The sequence below is a fragment of the Curvibacter sp. APW13 genome (genome assembly GCF_032337135.1).
Lineage (GTDB): Bacteria > Pseudomonadota > Gammaproteobacteria > Burkholderiales > Burkholderiaceae_C > Allorhodoferax.
On record NZ_JAVXZZ010000001.1, the window covers coordinates 670,206 to 690,087 of the forward strand.

At 64.6% G+C, this 19,882-nt stretch carries 14 protein-coding genes; 9 read left to right on the forward strand and 5 right to left on the reverse strand.

Annotated elements, in window-relative coordinates; genetic code table 11:
* Positions 1–6: 6 nt before the first annotated feature.
* Positions 7–1,221 carry an MFS transporter gene (locus tag RQP54_RS03050; RefSeq protein ID WP_315676694.1) on the reverse strand — a complete coding sequence of 405 codons (1,215 nt, stop codon included), beginning with the start codon at positions 1,219–1,221 and terminating at the stop codon, positions 7–9.
* 79 nt (positions 1,222–1,300) lie between these two features.
* On the opposite strand from RQP54_RS03050, the gene RQP54_RS03055 reads away from it, so the two are divergent.
* The 7 genes from RQP54_RS03055 (at position 1,301) to RQP54_RS03085 (ending at position 8,660) form a co-directional block, all read left to right on the forward strand.
* Complete coding sequence (locus tag RQP54_RS03055) at positions 1,301–1,717, forward strand: acyl-CoA thioesterase (RefSeq protein ID WP_315676695.1); 417 nt, start codon at positions 1,301–1,303, stop codon at positions 1,715–1,717.
* Positions 1,718–1,908: 191 nt separating this feature from the next.
* Complete coding sequence (locus RQP54_RS03060; RefSeq protein WP_315676696.1) at positions 1,909–2,805, forward strand: branched-chain amino acid ABC transporter permease; 897 nt, start codon at positions 1,909–1,911, stop codon at positions 2,803–2,805.
* Positions 2,806–2,895: 90 nt separating this feature from the next.
* Entirely contained in the window at positions 2,896–3,972 is a 1,077-nt protein-coding gene (locus RQP54_RS03065; protein WP_315676697.1) for a branched-chain amino acid ABC transporter permease, read from the forward strand.
* Complete coding sequence (locus RQP54_RS03070; RefSeq protein WP_315676698.1) at positions 3,969–4,796, forward strand: ABC transporter ATP-binding protein; 828 nt, start codon at positions 3,969–3,971, stop codon at positions 4,794–4,796. Before RQP54_RS03065 ends, RQP54_RS03070 begins: the two co-directional genes overlap by 4 nt.
* Complete coding sequence (locus tag RQP54_RS03075; protein ID WP_315676699.1) at positions 4,793–5,590, forward strand: ABC transporter ATP-binding protein; 798 nt, start codon at positions 4,793–4,795, stop codon at positions 5,588–5,590. Before RQP54_RS03070 ends, RQP54_RS03075 begins: the two co-directional genes overlap by 4 nt.
* Before the next feature lie 4 nt (positions 5,591–5,594).
* Positions 5,595–7,451 carry a long-chain fatty acid--CoA ligase gene (locus RQP54_RS03080; RefSeq protein WP_315676700.1) on the forward strand — a complete coding sequence of 619 codons (1,857 nt, stop codon included), beginning with the start codon at positions 5,595–5,597 and terminating at the stop codon, positions 7,449–7,451.
* A gap of 36 nt (positions 7,452–7,487) precedes the next feature.
* Positions 7,488–8,660, forward strand: coding sequence for an ABC transporter substrate-binding protein (locus tag RQP54_RS03085; RefSeq protein WP_315676701.1), 1,173 nt, complete (start codon positions 7,488–7,490; stop codon positions 8,658–8,660).
* A gap of 108 nt (positions 8,661–8,768) precedes the next feature.
* Here the strand turns inward: RQP54_RS03085 and RQP54_RS03090 are convergent, their stop codons facing one another.
* Genes RQP54_RS03090 through RQP54_RS03105 form a run of 4 tightly spaced genes read right to left on the reverse strand, consistent with a single transcriptional unit; the run spans position 8,769 to position 12,018 of the window.
* A complete protein-coding gene (locus RQP54_RS03090; protein WP_315676702.1) occupies positions 8,769–9,266 on the reverse strand; it encodes a thioesterase family protein in 498 nt (165 codons plus the stop codon).
* 9 nt (positions 9,267–9,275) lie between these two features.
* Positions 9,276–10,445 carry an acyl-CoA dehydrogenase family protein gene (locus RQP54_RS03095; RefSeq protein ID WP_315676703.1) on the reverse strand — a complete coding sequence of 390 codons (1,170 nt, stop codon included), beginning with the start codon at positions 10,443–10,445 and terminating at the stop codon, positions 9,276–9,278.
* On the reverse strand, positions 10,442–11,347 hold the full coding sequence (locus RQP54_RS03100; protein WP_315676704.1) for an SDR family oxidoreductase: 906 nt from the start codon (positions 11,345–11,347) through the stop codon (positions 10,442–10,444). Before RQP54_RS03100 ends, RQP54_RS03095 begins: the two co-directional genes overlap by 4 nt.
* Positions 11,344–12,018 (reverse strand): TetR/AcrR family transcriptional regulator, encoded by a 675-nt coding sequence (locus tag RQP54_RS03105; protein WP_315676705.1) that lies wholly within the window; start codon positions 12,016–12,018, stop codon positions 11,344–11,346. The genes RQP54_RS03100 and RQP54_RS03105 overlap by 4 nt, the downstream gene beginning before the upstream one ends.
* Before the next feature lie 112 nt (positions 12,019–12,130).
* Here RQP54_RS03105 and RQP54_RS03110 point away from each other — a divergent pair, with 112 nt between their 5' ends.
* Both RQP54_RS03110 and RQP54_RS03115 read left to right on the forward strand, forming a co-directional pair.
* On the forward strand, positions 12,131–15,370 hold the full coding sequence (locus RQP54_RS03110) for a PAS domain S-box protein (RefSeq protein ID WP_315676706.1): 3,240 nt from the start codon (positions 12,131–12,133) through the stop codon (positions 15,368–15,370).
* A 124-nt stretch (positions 15,371–15,494) separates the two neighbouring features.
* Positions 15,495–19,874: an EAL domain-containing protein gene (locus RQP54_RS03115; RefSeq protein ID WP_315676707.1), complete on the forward strand. Its 4,380-nt coding sequence runs from the start codon at positions 15,495–15,497 to the stop codon at positions 19,872–19,874.
* Positions 19,875–19,882: the final 8 nt, after the last annotated feature.

Consider the following 19,882-nt stretch of genomic DNA (forward strand, 5'->3'; position numbering starts at 1 on the left):
GGATTATCAGACCAAGGCGCGTGCCTGCGCCCGTGCAAGCGCCCATACGCCGACGCTGGTCAAGGCCACTACCGCGCACAAGCCCACCGTATAGCTGCCCGAAAGGCTCCAGGCCCACCCCAGCCCCAGGGGCGCTGCGGCACGCACCAGGGCCTGCGGCAGCCCCAGGGCGCCGTTGAGCGCGGCCACATGCCGCTGGCTCACATACTGGGCCAGCGCTGTGCCCTTGACGATGGTGAGCATGCCATTGCCCATGCCAAACAGCACCACAAACAGCAACACCACCGCCTGGTGGGCGGCACCGAGCCAGGGTGATGCCAGCAGGGCCGCCAGCCCCAGCGGGATCAGCGCAGGTATCCAGCGATTGGCCCGGTGCACGTCCAGGCGGCGCTCGAACACGAACAGCAGCACGCGGCCCAGCACCTGGAAGGCGCCGATCGAGGCCGGAATGGCGATCACCCAGGCTTCGGGCAAGGCATGCTCGCGCAGCAGGCTGATCATGTGGGCCGGCAGCGAGGCCGTGGCAGCGGTCATGAGGACCATGAAGGCACCGATCAGCACAAAGGGCGCCGAACGCATCAAGGCTCGCGGCGCGTCGCCGGTCGGCTCTTCGGCCTGCGGCGCCGCTGATGGGTGCTGTGGCGCGGGCGCTCCGCGCAGCAACAGCAAATGCAAGGGCAGGCACACCAGCAGGTGCAGGGCGGCCAGCGCCAGCAGGGTGTCTCGCCAGCCGATCGTGGCCATGCCCCAAGCGCCCAGCGGAATGAACACCGTGCTGGCCAGTCCACCCAGGAAGGTCATGGTGATGATGGCGCGACGGAAGTCCGCCGGAAAGCGGCGCGTGACCACGGCAAAGGCCGGGCTGTAGAGCACGCAGGCCATGGCTGCCCCCAGCCCGACCCACAAGGCATAAAACCCGGGCGCGCTGTCTACCCACCGATGCAGGCCCAGGCACAGTGCCGCCAACACCGTGCCACCGGCCATGACGCGGCGCTCATGGCCACGGTCGATCCACTGGCCCACGGGATAAGCCAGCAGCCCTTCGGCCAGCAAAGCCAGGCTGAACGCCAGCGACATGCCCACACGGTCCATGCCCAGCTCGCGCTCGACCGGCTCGACCAGCAGGGCAAAGGTGTAGAACACGCTGCCCCAGCTGATGAGCTGGGCCAGGGACAAACCGACCACCCAGGCCGGACGGTACTCAGAAGGCGCTTTCGTCACCCGCCCATTGTGGCCCACGGAATCCGCCCGTCCGCGCTGCGGCGACAATGCAGGTTTGCGAACACTCTTTGCCCCGACCATGACCGACGCTCCCACCCCTGCACTGGTGACCCTACCCTCTGACCATGAACTCGTGCTCAAGGTCATTCCCATGCCGGCCGACACCAATGGCAATGGCGACATCTTCGGTGGCTGGGTCATGGCCCAGGTCGACCTGGCCGGCTCGGTGCTCCCGGCGCGCTACACCCAGGGGCGCATGGCCACGGTGGCGGTGAACGAGTTCATCTTCAAGCACCCCGTGCGGGTCGGTGACATCCTGTCGTTCTGCGCCAAAGTCACGCGCATCGGTCGCACCTCGATTACCGTGTCGGTCAGCGTGTTTGCCGAGCGTTACCGCAGCCAGGGTAGCTACATCAAGGTGACGGAAGCCACGTTGACCTATGTGGCCATCGACGACCAGGGCCGCCCGCGGGAAATCCCGAAGACCATCGCCTGAGGCATCCCTCTCCCTCGCTCGAAGCGGCCCGATTGGCCGCTTTTCTTTTGGGGTTATGCCCTAGGACAAACCCTCGAATTCCGATCGATTTCGCCCGAAAAGTCTCTGCCGCGACAAGGCATCGGTAACAACCCTATCCGCGCCACCGCAGGGCAACGGTATAACCCTCGAAGACACAACGAGGAGACACCGTGCAGGTTCTACAGCTGTTGATCAGCGGTGTGGCCCAGGGCTGCATCTACGGGCTGATCGCATTGGGCTTTGTACTCATCTACAAGGCCACGGAAACCGTGAGCTTCGGCCAGGGCGAGCTGATGATGATGGGGGCCTTCGCCGGCTTGGTGGGCATGACCACGCTGGGCTTTCCCTATTGGCTGGCCGTCATCAGCGCGATCCTGGCCATGGCCATCGTCGGCATGCTGACCGAGCGCATCATCATTCGCCCCATCCTGGGACAACCGGCTTTCTCGATCGTCATGCTGACCATCGGCATCGGCTACGTGGCACGTGGCCTGATCACCATGGTGCCCGGCATCGGCACCGACACGCATGCGCTGCCGGTCCCCTACAAGGACGAGATCCTCAAGTTCGGTGGCAACGAGTTCGGCGTGGGCGCACTCATCATCAACGTCGAACAGCTGGTGGTGATCGTCGCCACCGGCGTACTGTGCCTGCTGCTGTTCCTGCTGTTCAAGTACAGCAAGATCGGCATCGCCATGCAGGCTGCTTCGCAGAACCAGCTGGCGGCCTACTACATGGGCATTCCGGTGCAGCGCCTCAACGGCCTGGCCTGGGCCATGGCCGCTGCCGTGGCTGCCATTGCAGGCCTGCTGCTCGCCCCCATCACCTTCGTCCACGCCAACATGGGATTCATCGGCCTGAAGGCGTTTCCGGCTGCCGTGGTCGGTGGTTTCGGCAGCCTGCCCGGGGCCATCGTGGGCGGCATCATCATCGGCACGGTCGAGGCGTTTTCCGGCTTCTACCTGCCCGACGGCTTCAAGGACGTGGCAGCCTACATCGTCGTGCTCATCATGCTGATGGTCAAACCCAATGGCCTGTTTGGTGAAACCCTGCGTAAGAAAGTCTAAGAACTTATGCGCCCCCACACTCGTCACTTCGTGTACTCATTGCCCCCCAAGGGGGCCACAGCCTCCTTGAGGCGGCTCTTCGGAGGCTAGATGCGTTTCATCTTCAAAACCGACTACGACCAGGACATCCGGCTGGCCAAGCACGGCGGTCATGTCTTCTGGTACGGGCTGCTGTGCGCCGCGCTGGTCGCAGCACCCTGGGCATTGCCGGAATATTGGTTGGCCCAATTGACCTTTGTCCTGATCTACGCCATTGCCGGCCTGGGGCTGATGCTGCTGGCCGGCTTCACCGGACTGTTCTCGCTCGGCCATGCAGCGTTTCTCGGCGTGGGCGCGTATACCCAGGCGGTGCTCACCAACGCAGGCGTGCCGTTTCCGCTGGCCCTGGTGGCGGCGGCGGCGCTCTCTGCCGCTGTGGGTCTGGTGGTGGGCCTGCCTGCGCTGCGCGTCAAGGGCATCTACCTGGGCATGGCCACACTGTCCTTCGGCTTCATCGTCGAAGAGGTGCTGGCACGCTGGGAGTCGGTCACCAAAGGCAATGCGGGTATGCACATCCACGCACCGGACCTGTTCGGATGGAAAGTCGAGAGCGGCGAACAGTTCTACGCTGTCTGCCTGGTCATCACCATCGCGGCAACGCTGGGCATCCTGAACCTGCTGCGGTCTCCCACCGGACGCGCCTTCGTGGCCATCCGCGACTCCGAAATCTCGGCTCAGAGCATGGGCATCCACCTGGCCTACTACAAGACCCTGTCATTCGCCATTTCGGCGGCGCTGGCTGGCGTAGCAGGGGCCCTGTACGCGCACAAGCTGCAGTTCATCTCGCCCGACCAGTTCAACATCCTGCAGAGCATTGACCTGCTGCTCATGATCGTGATTGGCGGCCTGGGCTCGGTGCATGGCGCGTTCCTCGGAGCCATCTTCCTCATCAGCATGCCGCAGCTGATCTCGCTGGTGAAGGACTACCTGCCGGCGTTCATCGGGTCGGCACCGGGCCTGCAGGGGACGGTCTATGGCGCAGTGCTGATCGCCTTCGTGCTGTTCGAACCCATGGGGCTGTACGGACGCTGGCTCAAGGTCCGTACCTACCTGCAGATGTTCCCCTTCTATCGCAAAGGCATGTTCAAGCGGCAGAAGTCTTTCCAGAAATCGGATCGTTTGAAATGACCGACACCTTACTTGTAGCCAAGAACCTCAGCGTGCGCTTCGGTGGCGTGCTGGCGGTCAACAACGTGTCCTTCGATGTCCGCAAAGGCGAAGTCTTCACACTGATCGGCCCCAACGGTGCGGGCAAGACCACGGTGTTCAACCTCATCAGCCGCATCTACACGCCCACCACCGGCGAGATCGAATACACCAGTCGCAATGGCCCCATCGTGCTGACGCAGCAGCCGCCCCAGGCCATCGCCTCGCTCGGTATCGCGCGCACCTTCCAGAACATCGAGCTGTTCGAGCATGCCAGCGTGCTGCACAACCTGCTGATCGGGCGCCATACCCACCGCAACAGCGGCTTCTGGAGCGACCTGCTCTTCACCCGCACCGTGCGCGAAGCCGAACTGAACTCGCGCCGCAAGGCCGAGGAAGTGATTGAACTGCTGAACCTGCAGCACTACCGCGACGCGCTGGTGGCTGGCCTGCCCTACGGCGTGCGCAAGGTGGTGGAGATGGCCCGCGCCCTGTGCACCGAGCCGCAACTGCTCCTGCTGGACGAGCCCTCCAGCGGCCTGAACGTGGAGGAAACCGACGACATGGCGTTCTGGATTTCCGACATCAAGGAGGAACTGGGCATCACGGTGCTGATGGTGGAACACGACATGAGCCTGGTCTCGAAGGTATCGGACCGCGTGCTCGCCATGAACCAGGGCGAGGTGCTCGCCATGGGCTCGCCGCGCGAGGTGCAGACCAACCCCGCGGTCATCGAAGCCTACCTGGGTACCATCGACGATGTGTCGTCGCTGCGCCGAACCCAAGCGATCCAGGAGGCTGCATGAGCACGGTACCGCCCGCCATCAGCGACCTGCCGGTCCTGAAGCTCTCCAACGTGGAGAGCGCCTACGGCCCCATCAAGGCCATCCGCGGCGTCAGCCTGCAGGTGCGCCGGGGTGAAATCGCCACCGTGCTGGGCTCCAACGGCGCCGGCAAGACCACCATTCTCAAGACCATTTCGGGCATCATCGACCCGCGCAAGGGCAGCGTGGAGTTCAAGGGCGAGGACATCACGGCCAAAGACCCGGCCCTTATCGTGCAGCAGGGCTTGTCGCACGTGCCCGAAGGGCGCGAGGTGTTTCCCTTGCTGTCGGTGCATGACAACCTGGTCATGGGGGCCTATACCCGCAGCGACCGCGACGGCGTGGTACGCGACATGGAAGCCGTCTACCAGTACTTCCCCATCCTGAAGGAACGCAGTGCACAGGATGCCGGGCTGCTGTCCGGTGGGCAGCAGCAGATGCTGGCCATCAGCCGCGCCCTCATGGCGGACCCGGACCTGATCCTGCTGGACGAACCCAGCCTGGGTCTTTCCCCGAAGCTCACCAAGGAGATCTTCGAGATCGTGGTGCGCATCAACCGCGAGCGCGGCACCACCATCCTGCTGGTGGAGCAGAACGCCAACATGGCCCTCAACGCCGCCGACTACGGCTACGTGCTGGAGAACGGCCGCATCGTCATGGAAGACACCTGTGCCCACCTTCGCGAAAAGGACGACATCAAGGAGTTCTACCTGGGCATGAAGGACGACGGGGTCCGCGGCGAGCGGCGTTGGAAGAAGAAGAAAACCTGGAGATGAGGCCATGAGTCGTCTATGGGATCTGGGCCACATCGTGCCCTACACCACTACCGTCATGGCAGGAGACACCATTCCTGCCATCTTCTGGAACGCGGTCGCAGCCCGCGGGTCGAACATCTGGATGCGGCAGAAGCACCTGGGCTTGTGGCGCACCTGGACCTGGGAGCAGACCGCGCAGGCCGTGCGCGAGATTGGCGCCGGACTGGTCAGCCTGGGCTTCCAGCCCAGTGAAACGGCTGCCGTGCTGGCCAACACCACGGTGGACTGGGTGCTGGCGGACCTGGCCATCCTGTCTGTGGGCGGCGTGTGCAACGGCATCTACCCGACCGACGCGCCGGCCCAGGTGCAGTACCTGTGCGAAGACTCGCGCACCACCATCCTGTTCGTCGAAGACGACGAGCAACTCGACAAGGCGCTCGAAGTCAAGGAAACCCTGCCGCTGCTGCGCAAGATCGTCGTCTTCGACATGGAGGGCCTGCGCAAGCTGCAGCACCCCGACGTACTGAGCCTGGAGGCCTTGCGCGCGCTGGGCCGGGAGCAACTGGCCAAGACACCACGCGTGGTCGAAGAGCGTGCTGCGGCCTGCAAACCCGAGGACCTCGCCATCTTGGTCTACACCTCGGGCACCACCGGCAAACCCAAGGGGGCCATGCACCTGCACAAGGGTCTGGTCTACGCCATCCGGGGCTACAACACGCTGGTGGCCCAGGACGAGCGTGACGAGCGCATGTGCTTCCTGCCGTTGTGCCATATCGCGGAACGCCTGGGTGGCGAATACTTTGCCCTGTACACCGGCGCCAAGCTCAACTTTGTCGAAAACCCCGAGACCATTCCGGAAAACGTGCGCGAAATCGCCCCGACCGTGTTCACGGCGGTTCCGCGGGTCTGGGAGAAGTTCTATTCGGCCGTGATGATTGCCCTCAAGGAGGCCGGCACCCTTCAGCAGGCCGTCTACGGCTGGGGCATCGGCGTGGGGCAGCGCATTGCCGACCGCGTGCTGGCCAAGCAGCCTGTCGGCGCAGGCCTCAAGCTGCAGTTCATTCTGGCCCAGTGGCTGGCCTTGAACAACGTGCGCAAGCTCATCGGCGTACACCGCGCCCGCTTTCTGGTCACCGGTGCGGCACCGATTTCACCGGAACTGGTACGCTGGTACATGGCACTGGGACTGCCCATGCTCGAGGTCTGGGGCATGACCGAAACCTGCGGCGCCTCCACGGGGGTCCCCGCCTCGGGCATGAAGCCCGGCTCGATCGGTCCCGCAGCCCCATTCAACGAGGTACGGCTCGATCCGGCCACCAGCGAGATCCTGGTGCGCGGCCCCAACGTCTTCGCTGGCTACCTCAACCAGCCGGAGAAGACTGCCGAGACCATCGACAAGGACGGCTGGCTGCACACGGGCGATGTCGGGGTCATGGACGAGGAAGGGTATTTCCGCATTACCGACCGGATGAAAGACATCATCATTACGGCAGGTGGCAAGAACATCACCCCCAGCGAACTCGAAAATGAACTCAAGTTCTCTCCCTACATCACCGACGCTGTGGTCATCGGTGACCGCCGCCCCTACCTCACGGTGATCATCATGATCGACCAGGAGAACGTCGAGAAGTTCGCCCAGGACCAGGACGTGCCGTTCTCCAACTACGCCTCCCTGACCCGCGCGCCGGAAGTGCAGGCCCTGATCCAGACGGAGCTGGACCGGGTGAACAAGAAATTCGCCCGCGTGGAGCAGATCAAGAAGTTCTTCCTGCTCGACAAGCAGCTCACTGCGGAGGACGAGGAGTTGACCCCGACCATGAAGCTCAAGCGCAAGCTGGTCGAGAAGAAATACGAGGCCCAGATCCAGACCATGTATGCATAGTTTTTTTGCCGTGTTGTTTTTATAAGGAGACTACCCATGAAACTCACACCCACCCTCGTGCTGGCAGCGCTTGCGCTGTCCGGCGGCGCTGCACTTGCACAGCAGCAAGGCGTAGCCAAGGACGAGATCGTGCTCGGCACGATCCAGGACCTCTCCGGCCCGCTGGCCGGCTTCGGCAAGCAGGCCCGCATGGGCATGGAGCTGGCGGTGGCGGAGCTCAATGAAACCGGTGGCGTGAACGGCCGCAAGATCAAGCTGCTGGTCGAGGATTCGGGTTATGACCCCAAGAAGGCGGTGCTGGCAGCACAGAAGCTGGTCAACCAGGACAAGATCTTCATGATGGTGGGCCACATCGGCACGGCCCAGAACATGGCCGCCATGCCGGTGCAGTTCGAGAAGAACGTGATCAACTTCTTCCCCATCACTGCTGCGCGCGAGATGTACGAGCCCTTCCACAAGCTCAAGTACTCGTTTGCCGCGCCCTACTATGTGCAGATGCTGGGCGCGGTTCCGAAGCTCGTGAAGGAAAAGGGCGTCAAGAAGGTCTGCACCATCTACCAGGATGACGATTTCGGCCTCGAAGTGGTCAAGGGTGCAGAGGACGGCCTCAAGAGCATCGGCATGGAACTGGCAGAACGCACCTCCTACAAGCGTGGCGCCACCGACTTCTCCTCCCAGGTACAGAAACTGCAAGCCAGCGGCTGCGAAATGGTGGTGCTGGGCACCATCATCCGCGAGACCATCGGCACTGTGGGCACAGCCCGCAAGCTGGGCTACAACCCGGTGTTCCTGGGCTCCAGCGCCGCCTACACCGACCTGATCCACAAGATCGGCGGCAAGGCCATGGACGGCATCTACGCCACCATGACGGTGCAGAACCCCTACACCGATGAGCAGAGCCAGCCGATCCGCTTCTGGGCCAACAAGTACAAGACCAAGTTCAACGACGACCCCACCGTGTTCTCGGTCTATGGCTACCTCATCATCAACACGTTTGCCAACGCGGCCAACAAGGCCGGCAAGAATCTGACGACCGACAGTTTCATCAAGGTCATGGACAGCATGAGCCTGCCCTCCGACATCTTCGGCAGCGCGCCCGCCAGCTTCAGCCCGACCAAGCGCCTGGGCAGCGATGCGTCGCGCCTGTCACAGATCCAGGACGGCAAGTGGAAGACGGTGTCGGAATACTTCTCCGCCTCCAAGAAATAGACCACAAGCCCTGCAGACACAATGAACCGCCTTCGGGCGGTTTTTTATTGGCAAACCGGGGGCTAGCCCGCAAGAACAGTGCGCAGGCAGCTCTTGTTTTCGTAGCAATCAGGAGACGATGTAGGCAGCCGAACCGGTCGCCAGCAGCTTGCCGTCCGTGCCCAGAAAGGCCATGCGGGTGTTGGCCACACGCGACCCCAGGCGCAGCACTTCGGCCTGCAGCTCGAAGGCGTCCCCGATGCCTGGGCGCAGGTAGTCGATGCGCAGATCGATGGTGCCGAGCTTGGCAAAGCGATGCAGTCGCTGCATCGGCGGCTCGTCCATGTGGCGCGCACCAATGGCGGCCATGCAGGCCAGGCCACCCAAGGCGTCGAGCCCGGCGCTGATGACGCCCCCATGGATGCGGTTGTAGCTGAAGTGCCCCACGAGGTCGGGTTTCATGGCAATGCGCCCACGCACTTCGGCCGAGTTGATCTTGGTGATCTCCAGGCCCAGCACCTTGTTGAACACCACCATCTCTTCGAACACCTTCTTCAGCCCGGCTACAAACTCCGGCTCGAACTCGATGACGGCCTCTGCGCTGGTCTTGTCCGCGTTTGCTCCCATGCCTGCCCCTTACAGTCCGAGCTGGCGCGAAGCCAGCTCCTTCATGATCTCTTCCGTGCCGCCGCCGATGGTCATGACCTTCACCTCCCGGTAGATGCGTTCCGATTTGGTGCCGCGCATGAAGCCCATGCCGCCCAAGATCTGCACCGCCTGGTCAGCACAGAAGCCCATGGTCTGCGTCGCGTGGTTCTTGAGCAGGCAAACCTGTGCGACCCACTCGGCGCCCTTGGCATGCTTGTCACCGCGGTCCCCTGCGTCGGCGCGATCGGACACTGCCTGCAGCCAGGCCCGGGTCGATTCGATGCGCATCTTCATGTCCATGAATTTGTGGCGGATGACCTGGTGGTCGATGATGGCCGTGCCGAAGGTCTTGCGCTGGCGCGCCCAGTCCAGGGCTTCGTCATAACAGGCCTCGGCAAAGCCCAGTGCCATGGCGGCCATGGACAGGCGCTCCCCGTTGAAGTTGGTCAGGATCATCTTGAAGCCCGTGCCCTCTTCGCCCACCAGGTTGCTCACCGGCACCCGCACGTTGTCGAAGCGCAGCTGGGCCGTGTCGGAGCACAGCCAACCCATCTTGTCCAGCGGTGTGCGCTCAAGCCCGATGGCGTCACCGGGCACCACCAGCATGGAAATGCCCATGGGCCCCTTGTCCGCCGGGTTGGTGCGCACAGCCACGGTGTACCAGTCCGCGCGCGTGCCGGACGTGATGAATATCTTCTCGCCATTCACCACATAGTGGTCGCCATCGCGCACCGCGGTGGTCTTGAGCGAGAGCACGTCGGTGCCACCACCGGGCTCGGTGATCGCCAGCGCGGCGATCTTCTCACCTGCCAGCACCCCGGGCACCACCTGCTGCTGCAGCGCCGCACTGCCATGGCGGATGATGGGCGGCAGACCGATGTTGTGGCTGAACAGGCTGGCCATGAGTCCCCCGCTACCACCGGCCTTGGCCAGCGCGATGGTCAGGGCGTTGCGCACTTTCCAGGGTGCTGGCGTGCCACCGAGTTGCTCGGGATAGCCGATCGCCAGCCAGCCCAGCTCGGCCGCGCGCTGGTACAGCGCGCGGGGGAAGAAGCCCTGCTTCTCCCACGCGCCCAGCTGCGCCGCGACCTCGGTCTGTATGAATTTTCGGGCGCCATCTTCCAACTGGACGATGTCCTCCTGCGTGAAGTCCATCATGCGCCTGCGCCATCCTTTCCGGACGTGAACACCTTGGGCGTCTGGGCCCGGTGAAAACCGTCGAAGGCCTTGACCGATGGCCGCTGGAGGGTATCGCCCGAAGCCGGGCGCCCCGGCCAGCCCATGCGCAGCTGCGGGCGGGCGCCGTCGATGCGCAGTGTGGTTCCGCTGACAAACGCGGCTGCCGGACTCAGCAGATAGACGATGCCCGCAGCCGTTTCCGCCTCGGTGCCGAAGCGTCCCAGCGGCACGGTCTTGGCCATTTCGCGCAGCATGGGCCCCATCTCGGGCGGGTACTTGTCCATGCCGCTGGAAGCGATGTAACCGGGTGCCACGGCATTCACGCGCACCCCCTTGCAAGCCCACTCGGCAGCAGCGGTCTCGGTGAAGCTCACCATGCCGGCCCGCGCCGCTCCGCTGTGGCCCATGCCTGGCATGGATCCCCACATGTCGGCCACGATATTGACGATGGCACCGCCGTGCTTCGCCATGCTCTGCAGGTAGCACTCCCGCGCCATCAGGAAGCCACCGGTCAAGTTGGTGTTGACCACGGCCTCCCATCCCTTGGCGCTGATCGCTTCCAGCGGCGTCATGTACTGGCCCCCCGCGTTGTTGACCAGTCCGTCGATGCGCCCGCGCTCCTTCACGATGGCTTCGACCATGGCGCGCACTGCGTCCTCCTGGCGGATGTCGCAACTATGGAAGCTGACTGCACCGCCGTCGTCACGGATTTCGGCCGCCACCGCCTCCAGCTTTTCGGGCTTGCGACCGACCAGCACCACATGGGCACCCAGACTGGCAAGCTCATGGGCGGTACAGCGCCCGATGCCGGACCCTCCACCCGTCACCACCACCACCTGCCCGGCGAACAGGCCAGGCGCAAAGACCGATCGATAGCTCACGTAAGACTCTCCTTCAGAAACAAACCCATGCAGGCATCGGTCAGGTCCTCGATCGATGCGCTCTTTCGGGGATCAAACCATTGCACCGACCAATTCAGTGCCCCCAACATCAGCAGCCGCGACAGCTTCACAGGCGCACCCAGGGCACCGGCGGCATGCAAGGCTTCCAGCACCGGACTCCAGGCTGCCTCATACTGGGCTTGCAGCTTGGACAGCGCCACACGCTGTTTCGCTGCAAGCGAGCGGTGTTCGTACAGCATGACCGGCACGAAATCATTGCCCGGGCCAAGCAGGGTCTCGAAGTGCGAGCGGACCAGGGCCCGCAGCCGCAGCCGGGCCGGTGACGCCGCCCCCACCTCCAGCAACGCCTGCCCTTGGCGCGCGATGGCACTGTGCATGCCGGACTCCATGACGGCATACAGCAGCGCCTGCTTGCTCTTGAAGTGGTAGAACGGCGAACCGCTGTGCATACCGACGGCCTGGGCGATGTCGCGTGTGCTGGTGGCGGCAAAGCCCTGACGCCGGAACAGCGACGCCGCTGCCGTGATCAGCGCCTGGCGACGGTTGCCATCGTCACGTTCCAGATCGGTCTTGCGGGGTCTTCCGCGGGGTCGCTTGGTCTCGGCAGGCGTCGCCTTGACGCCGGATAAGGAGGGGGAGCGAGCATCCATGGCGCCGAGCATAACCGGGGTGATTATTTTTAGCAAGCACTTGCTTTGTAAAAATAATCAGGCAATCAGTGGTAAGGTTCCGAAAACGCCGAGACCTCCACTGACCACGCCAATGCCCCGCTCGCACTGGACCTCTCTTTCCGTCCGCATCGTGGTCGGCGCGCAACTGATTTTCCTGGTCAGTGTCTGGACCCTGGCCTGGTATGCCAACGGCAGCCTGCGCGCCGACATGGAGCGCGAGATCGGAGAGCACCAGCGTGCTGAACTGGTTTTTCTGGGGCGGCGTCTGGAAGCCCGTGTTGCAGACCTGCTCGGGTCGTTACGCGTGGTCGGCGCAGACATCCCCATGGCTTCCCTGGCCGATCGGCAGGCCCTGGCGCAGTTGCTGGCCCAGCGCCCCTTGCTCGCCCGTCAATTCAATGGTGGCGTGGCAATCCTCAACGCCGAGGGAACGGTGGTAGCCGCAACATCCCAATCCCTCCACCGGCCCGGCGCCCCCCTGAACGACAACCATGCCGTTACTGCGACACTGCAAAGCGGTCAGGTCGGTGTCGGCCCCACCATGGCCGCCGTCGGCGCTTCCGGCATCGCCACCCTGACCCTCTCCATTCCACTGGCGGTTCGGGACGGACGGCCGCAAGGCGCGTTGGTCGGGACCATCCTGCTGAACCAGCCCGGCGTCCTGGGGCAAACCGAACTGACCCTGGATGGACAGGGGCTCAAGGTGGTGCTGGCCGACCTGCAACAGCGCACCATCTTCCTCGAGTCGGGGCAGCAGGGGCGCCTCAAGCCCATGCCGGCGGCGGAACGCCTGGCGCCCCTGGACCGGCTCCGCATACCGGAAGACGGTACTGCCATCTATACCGGCCAGGACGGCATCGAGGTGCTCGGCACGGGATACCACACCAGCACCCTGCCGTGGTACCTGGTGGTGACCCAGCCGACCGAGGTGGCCTTTGCACCGCTTGAACTGCACCAGCGCAAGCTGCTCACGGCCGCAGCATTGCTGAGCCTGTTTGCACTGCTCGTGGGCGTGCCATGGCTGCGGCGCGAGTTGCGCCCCATCCGTGACACGGCCGTGGCGCTGCGGGCCATGGGAACCGGCCAACAGGCCCAGCAGCCCCTGCCCATCCCCCCACAAGCCGACGTGGCCGAACTGGTCGCCGGATTCAATGGCTTGCTGGCTACCCTGACCGAACGGGAAACCCTGCTGCGCGACCTGTTCAACACCTCCAGCGTAGGCATCCTGCTCGTCAACACCGAGGCACGCATTACCCAAGCCAACGCCTATATGGGCGAACTGTTTCACTGCAGCGTCGACGATCTGATGGGCATGGAGTATGCGGAGTTGGTGGCACCTGTGGAGCGTGACGCAGGTCGCACCCGTACCCTGGCGCTGCTGGCCGGGCGCTTTGAAACGGTGGACATCGACCGCCAGTTCCTGCGCCGCGACGGCAGCATCTTCTGGGGGCGCCTTACGGGGCGGCGCATGTTCGGCCCGGACCAGCAGCTGCGCGGCCTGGTCGGAACCATCACCGACATCACCGAACGCAAACTGCTGCAGCAGTTCGAGAACTTCCGATCCCAGACGCTGGAACGGCTGGCGCGCGACGAGCCGCTGGAGAAGCTGCTGCTGGCGACCGTGGCTGGACTCGAAGACATCCTGCCTCAATCGATGTGCAGTTGCATCCTGCTCACCCCCGACGGGCAAGCGCTGGGCCGAAGTTTCGGGCCGCGCCTGCCGCACGCCTACCATGCCGCGCTGCAAGGCCTGCCCATCGGCCCCCACGTGGGCTCCTGTGGCGCCAGCGCCTACCTGGGCCAGCGCGTGGTGGTCGACAACATTGCCACCCACCCCAATTGGGCGCCCTACCGGGAACTGGCAGCCATGGCAGGCTTGGGCGCCTGTTGGTCGCAACCCGTGATCGGCAGTGATGGGCGGGTTCTGGGCACGTTCGCGGTCTACCACGCCACGCCGCACACACCGGGCAATATCGACATCCTCCTGATCGAGCAGGTGGCCAAACTCGTGGCCATCGCCATCGAACGCAGCAACGTCGCCCAGCGCCTGCGCGAAAGCGAAGAGCACTTCCGCTTGCTGACCGAAGGGGTGGACGACGTGGTGTGGCGCTTGGACGCCGAGCACCACTTCACCTACATCAGCCCGGCGGACGAGCGCATGCGCGGCTTTGCGGCATCGGAAGTGATCGGTCACCACGTGTTCGAGATCATGACCCCCGCCGGCATCGAAGTCATCAGGAACTCCATACTTTCCCGCGAGGCGGACGAAGCCGCTGGCAATGCTTCGGACACCCGTACCCTGGTACTGGAACAGGTCTGCAAGGATGGAAGCACGGTATGGACCGAAATCCGCTCGACGGCGGAACGCGATGCGCAAGGCCGAATCTCGGGCTATCGCGGTGTCACCCGCAACATCACCGCACGCCGCGCGATCGAAGCCCGCCTGCACCTGGCCGCCAGTGTGATGACCTACGCCCAGGAAGGCATCATGATCACTTCGGCGCAAGGCACGATCCTAGACGTCAACCAGGCCTTTTGCGACATCACCGGCTATGCGCGCGAAGAGGCCATGGGTGCAGACCCGTCCATGCTCAAATCCGATCGGCACGATGCGGCGTTCTACCGCGCCATCATGGATACCCTGCAGACCCAGGGGCGCTGGCACGGTGAGTTCTGGAACCGCCGCAAGAACGGGGAACTCTACATCCAGCGCGGAACGATCAGCGCCGTGACCGATGCGCAAGGCGTGGTGCAACACTACGTTTCCGTGTTTTCCGATGTCACCGAACTCAGGGAACAGCAGCAGCAACTGGAGCACCGCGCCCACTACGATGCCCTCACCGACCTGCCCAATCGGGTGCTGATGATGGACCGTCTGCGGCAAGCGATGGTGCAGGCACAGCGGCGTGGGCAGCCACTGGCGCTGGTCTTCCTCGACCTCGATGGCTTCAAGCCCGTCAACGACCTCCACGGTCACGCCGTCGGTGATGCCCTGCTGCAGGTGCTCGCGGCGCGCATGCGATCCGCCTTGCGTGACGGAGACACGCTGGCACGACTGGGCGGCGACGAGTTCATCGCCATTCTGGTCGATCTGCCGGAACACGACGCCAGCACCCCCTTGCTCCTGCGCCTGCTGCAGGCCGTGGCACATCCCGTCCAGATTGCCGGTCACACCTTGCAGGTCAGTGCCAGCCTGGGCGTGAGTTTCTTCCCGCAGTCGGATGAGGTGGATGCCGATACGCTGTTGCGGCAGGCCGACCATGCCATGTACCGCGCCAAGCTGGCGGGAAAGAACCGCTTCCAGCGCTACGACCCCAGCGACGCACCGTAGCCCGGCCGGGGCATCCGCGCCGCCAACGCCCTGGCGTACCCGGCGCGAGGCCAAACCTTGCGCCAAGTCAGAAACTAGCTTCCCGCAAGGTGATAAAACGATCGGTTGCTAACCAACCCACCTGATGCCCTCCTTCTTTCACGACTTGTCTCTGCGCAATCGCGTCAGCCTGCTGATTCTGGCGATTGTGCTCCTGAGCCTATGGAGCCTGGCCCTGTTCGCAAGCATTACCTTGCGCCAGGACATGGAGCCGCTCGTGGGCGAGCAGCAGATGGCAACCGCCCAAGTCATCGCCGACGATCTTGAGCGCGAACTGCGCCGACGCCTGACGGCACTGGAAACAGTGGCCGCACGCCTGGAAGCGTCGGCCTTGCGATCGCCCGCAAAGGTACAGCACCTGCTGTCTTCGGGGCCGGCGCTGGACGCGCTGTTCAATGGCGGGGTCACAGTGCACGGCGCCAACGCGGCAGTCCTCGCAGACAGTCTCGCGGACGCGGGGCACCTGGGGCGTACCCTGGAGCAGCTGCCCATCCTGCGGTCAACCCTGCAAGGCGGACAAGTCCACATCAGCCCCGCATGGATAGACCGGAGCAAGGCACCGGTCCTGGCCATGGCAGTACCCGTGCGCAGCAGTGGCGGCGCCGTCATTGGCGCGGTCCTGGGCCACATCCAGCTGGATCGCCCCAGCTTTCTGGATGCCGTGCGGCACAACAGCTTCGAGGCGGGAGGCACGACCTTCCTGCTGGCCGACCGGACCCAGCGCATGATCATCGCCAGCACCGATGCCCGCAGGGTGGGCACCTCGCTGACCGCAGCGGGACAGAATGCTGCCGTCGACCGGTTCGTCGGCGGCGAAGAGGGAACGGCCGCATTCACCAACAACATCGGGGTGGATGTCCTGGCCAGCGTGCGCCAGGTACCTTCTGCCCCATGGATGGTGGCGGTATCCACTCCGACAGCCACCGCTTTTGCCCCGGTGCATCGCATGCAGCGGCGCCTGTGGTGGGGTGCGGCCCTGGTTTCTCTGCTGGCCATGGCACTCACCCGCTGGTTGGTCGCGCGCCAGACCACGCCCGCCCTGTACGCCTTGCGCGAGCTCACGGGACGCATCGCCGAGGTGCAGCGCGACGCGCCATTGCAGCTGCTCAACGTGCGTCGCAATGACGAAATCGGTCGGCTCATCGACGCGTTCAATGCCCTGATGCTGGCCGAGGCCCAACGCAAGGCGCTGTTGCGCGAGGTGCTCAACACCAGCAACGTCGGCATCTGCGCCTGCGATGATGCGGGTCGCATTACCCTGGCCAACGACATGCTGATGCGCTTGTTTCAGCGCCCGCGCAGTGTCCTGCTGGGCATGCACTACCTGGAACTCGTGGCAGCCCGCGAGCGCCACCTGGCCCGGGCCAACGTCGCGGCCTTGCAGGCTGACCCGGACACCCCGATGGACACGACCCGCCGGTTCCTGCGGGCCGATGGAACGGAGTTCTGGGGCCAGGTGTCCCTGCGCCAGTTCCGTCCCAGCGTCGATGGCGTGCGTGGTGGGGTGTGCGTGATCACCGACATCACGGCCCAGGTGCAGTCACACGAATACGAACAGTTTCGCCGCCGCACGCTCGAAGCCCTGGCACGCAATACGCCGTTGACCGAAGCCCTGGAAGGCATCGTGTCGGGACTGGAGACCTTGTGCCCACCCGCACTGTGCAGCATCCTGCGCGTGCAAGCCGGGGGCGTGCGCCTGGGGAGCTGCGTCGCCCCGCAGCTGCCGACCGCGCTCCAGGCCATTCTGAACGCCACCGAAATCGGCCCCATGGGCGGGGCCTGTGGCGCTGCCGCCCACTACAGGGAACGCATTGTCGTCCATGCGGAAGCCACCCCGGACGCCGCGCAACGCGAGGGTTTGCTGACCTGCTGGTCCCAACCACTGCTCGACGCACAGGAAAACGTGCTGGGAACCTTGGCGCTGCACCACCGCACGGCCCGCAACCCCAGCCCCGCCGACATCGAGCTGATGGAGCAGGCGGCCCATCTGGCAAGCCTGACCATCACCCAGCACCTGGATCGCCAGGCAATGGCCGACAGCGAAGCGCGCCACCGCGCGATGCTGGAATGGACCCCGACCCCGATGGCGGTGCACCGGGGCGGGCGGGTGGTCTACGCCAACCGCGCGGCGGCACGCATGATGGCGGCCCCGGATGCCACGGCACTGCTCGGCAAACCGATCCTCGAATTCGTGCACCCGGACTCCCGCGCGCTGGTGCTTGAACGTGCCAAGGCGGTGGCGTCGTCGGGCGTTGAGCTTCCGGTGGCCACGGAAAGGTTCCTGCGCTTCGACGGTCAGGTGATCGATGTCGAAACCCTGGCCGCCCGCTTCGATTTCGACGGCAACCCCGCCGTGCTGGTTTCGATGCAGGATGTCACCCGCCGCAACCAGGCCCAGCAGCGCCTGCAACTGGCGGGACAGGTATTCGACCATGCCCGGGAAGGCATCATGGTGACCGACACGCAAGGACTCATCATCGAGGTCAACGCCGCCTTTTCCCGCATCACGGGTTACGACCGCGACGAGGTGCTGGGACACAACCCCCGCATCCTCAAGTCCGGACGCCAAGGCCGGGACTACTACGGAACCATGTGGAAGACGCTGCAGGCATCCGGCAACTGGACCGGTGAGGTATGGAACCGACGCAAGAACGGGGAGATCTACGCCGCGCTGCAGACCATCAGCACCGTACGTGATGCACAGGGTCGCCCGCTCAACTATGTCTCGCTGTTCTCCGACATCACGCTGGCCAAGGAGCATGCGCAGTACATCGAGCGCATCGCCCATTTCGATGTGCTGACCAACCTTCCCAACCGCGTGCTGCTGTCGGACCGCCTGCACCAGGCCATGGCGCAAAGCCAGCGCCGTGGTTTGCTCACGGCCGTGGCGTTCCTGGACCTCGACGGATTCAAGGGCATCAATGACCACCACGGCCACGACACCGGCGACCAGCTGCTCATGACGCTGGCGCAGCGCATGCGCAAGGCGCTGCGCGAGGGCGACACGCTGGCACGCATCGGCGGGGACGAGTTTGTGGCGGTGCTGGCCGACCTGCCCGACACCCAGGCTTGCGTTCCGCTGTTGGCACGCCTGCTGCAAGCCGCGGCGACCCCGGTCACGGTGGACGAATGCAGCCTGGAGGTGTCAGCCAGCATCGGCGTGTCCTTCTTCCCCCAAGTGGACGAAGTGGATGCCGACCAGCTGCTGCGCCAGGCCGATCAGGCCATGTACCAGGCCAAGCTGGCCGGCAAGAACCGCTACCATGTGTTCGACGCGGACCAGGACCGCCATGTGCGTGGACACCATGAGAGCCTGGACCGCATCCGCAATGCCCTGCACAACCGCGAGTTCGTGCTGCATTACCAGCCCAAGGTCAACATGCGCACCGGTGAGGTCCGTGGCATGGAGGCACTCATCCGATGGCAGCACCCCACTGAGGGCCTGCTCGCCCCCGCTGCGTTTCTCCCGGTCGTGGAAGACCAACCCCTGGCGGTGGACATCGGGAAGTGGGTACTGGCCGAAGCTGTGCGCCAGCTGGATGAATGGCAGCAACAGGGCCTGCAGCTGAAGGTCAGCGTCAATATCGGCGCCCGCCAGCTCCAGCATCCCGACTTCCTGGACCAGTTGCGCAGCTTGCTGGCCGAAACCCCGCAGGTTCGGCCGGAGCAAATCGAATTGGAAGTGCTGGAGACCAGCGCGCTGGAAGATCTGGCCCACGTCTCTAGCGTGATCCAGGCCGGCAATGCCATGGGCATCGGATTCGCTCTGGACGACTTCGGCACCGGCTATTCGTCGCTGAGCTACCTCAAGCGCCTTCCCGCCGGACTGCTCAAGATCGACCAGAGCTTCGTGCGCGACATGCTCGACGACCCCGACGACCTGGCCATTCTCGACGGTGTGATCGGCCTGGCCAGTGCCTTCCGCCGCGAAGTGATTGCCGAAGGCGTGGAAACCGAGCAGCACGGCACCCTGCTGCTGCAGCTGGGCTGCGAGCATGGTCAGGGCTACGGCATCGCCCGCCCCATGCCTGCCCGTGCGGTGCGGGCGTGGGTAGACGACTGGCGCCCTGCCCCTGCCTGGCAGTGCGCCCAGCGGGTGCACCGTGAAGACTTTGCGCTGCTGTATGTGATGGTGGAGCACCGCGCCTGGTGCCACGCCATTGGTGCGTTCGTACGGGGCGAGGGCCAGGCACTGAGTCCGCGCGAGTTACGCGAGTGCCGCTTCAGCCGCTGGCTGGACCGGGAAGGGGCACAGCGCTACAGCCACCATCCGGCCTTCCTGCTGATGGACACCCTGCATGAACGCCTGCACGACCACGCCACGGCCCTGCACCGCTGGGCACAGGACGGGGACAGCGAGAGAGCCCGCGCAGGGCTGGTCGAACTGATGGCAATGGAGAACCGCCTGGGCCAGCAGATCGACCGCCTGCTTACCCCGCACACCCCGCTCCCTGCCGCGGCGTGATTGCGGCG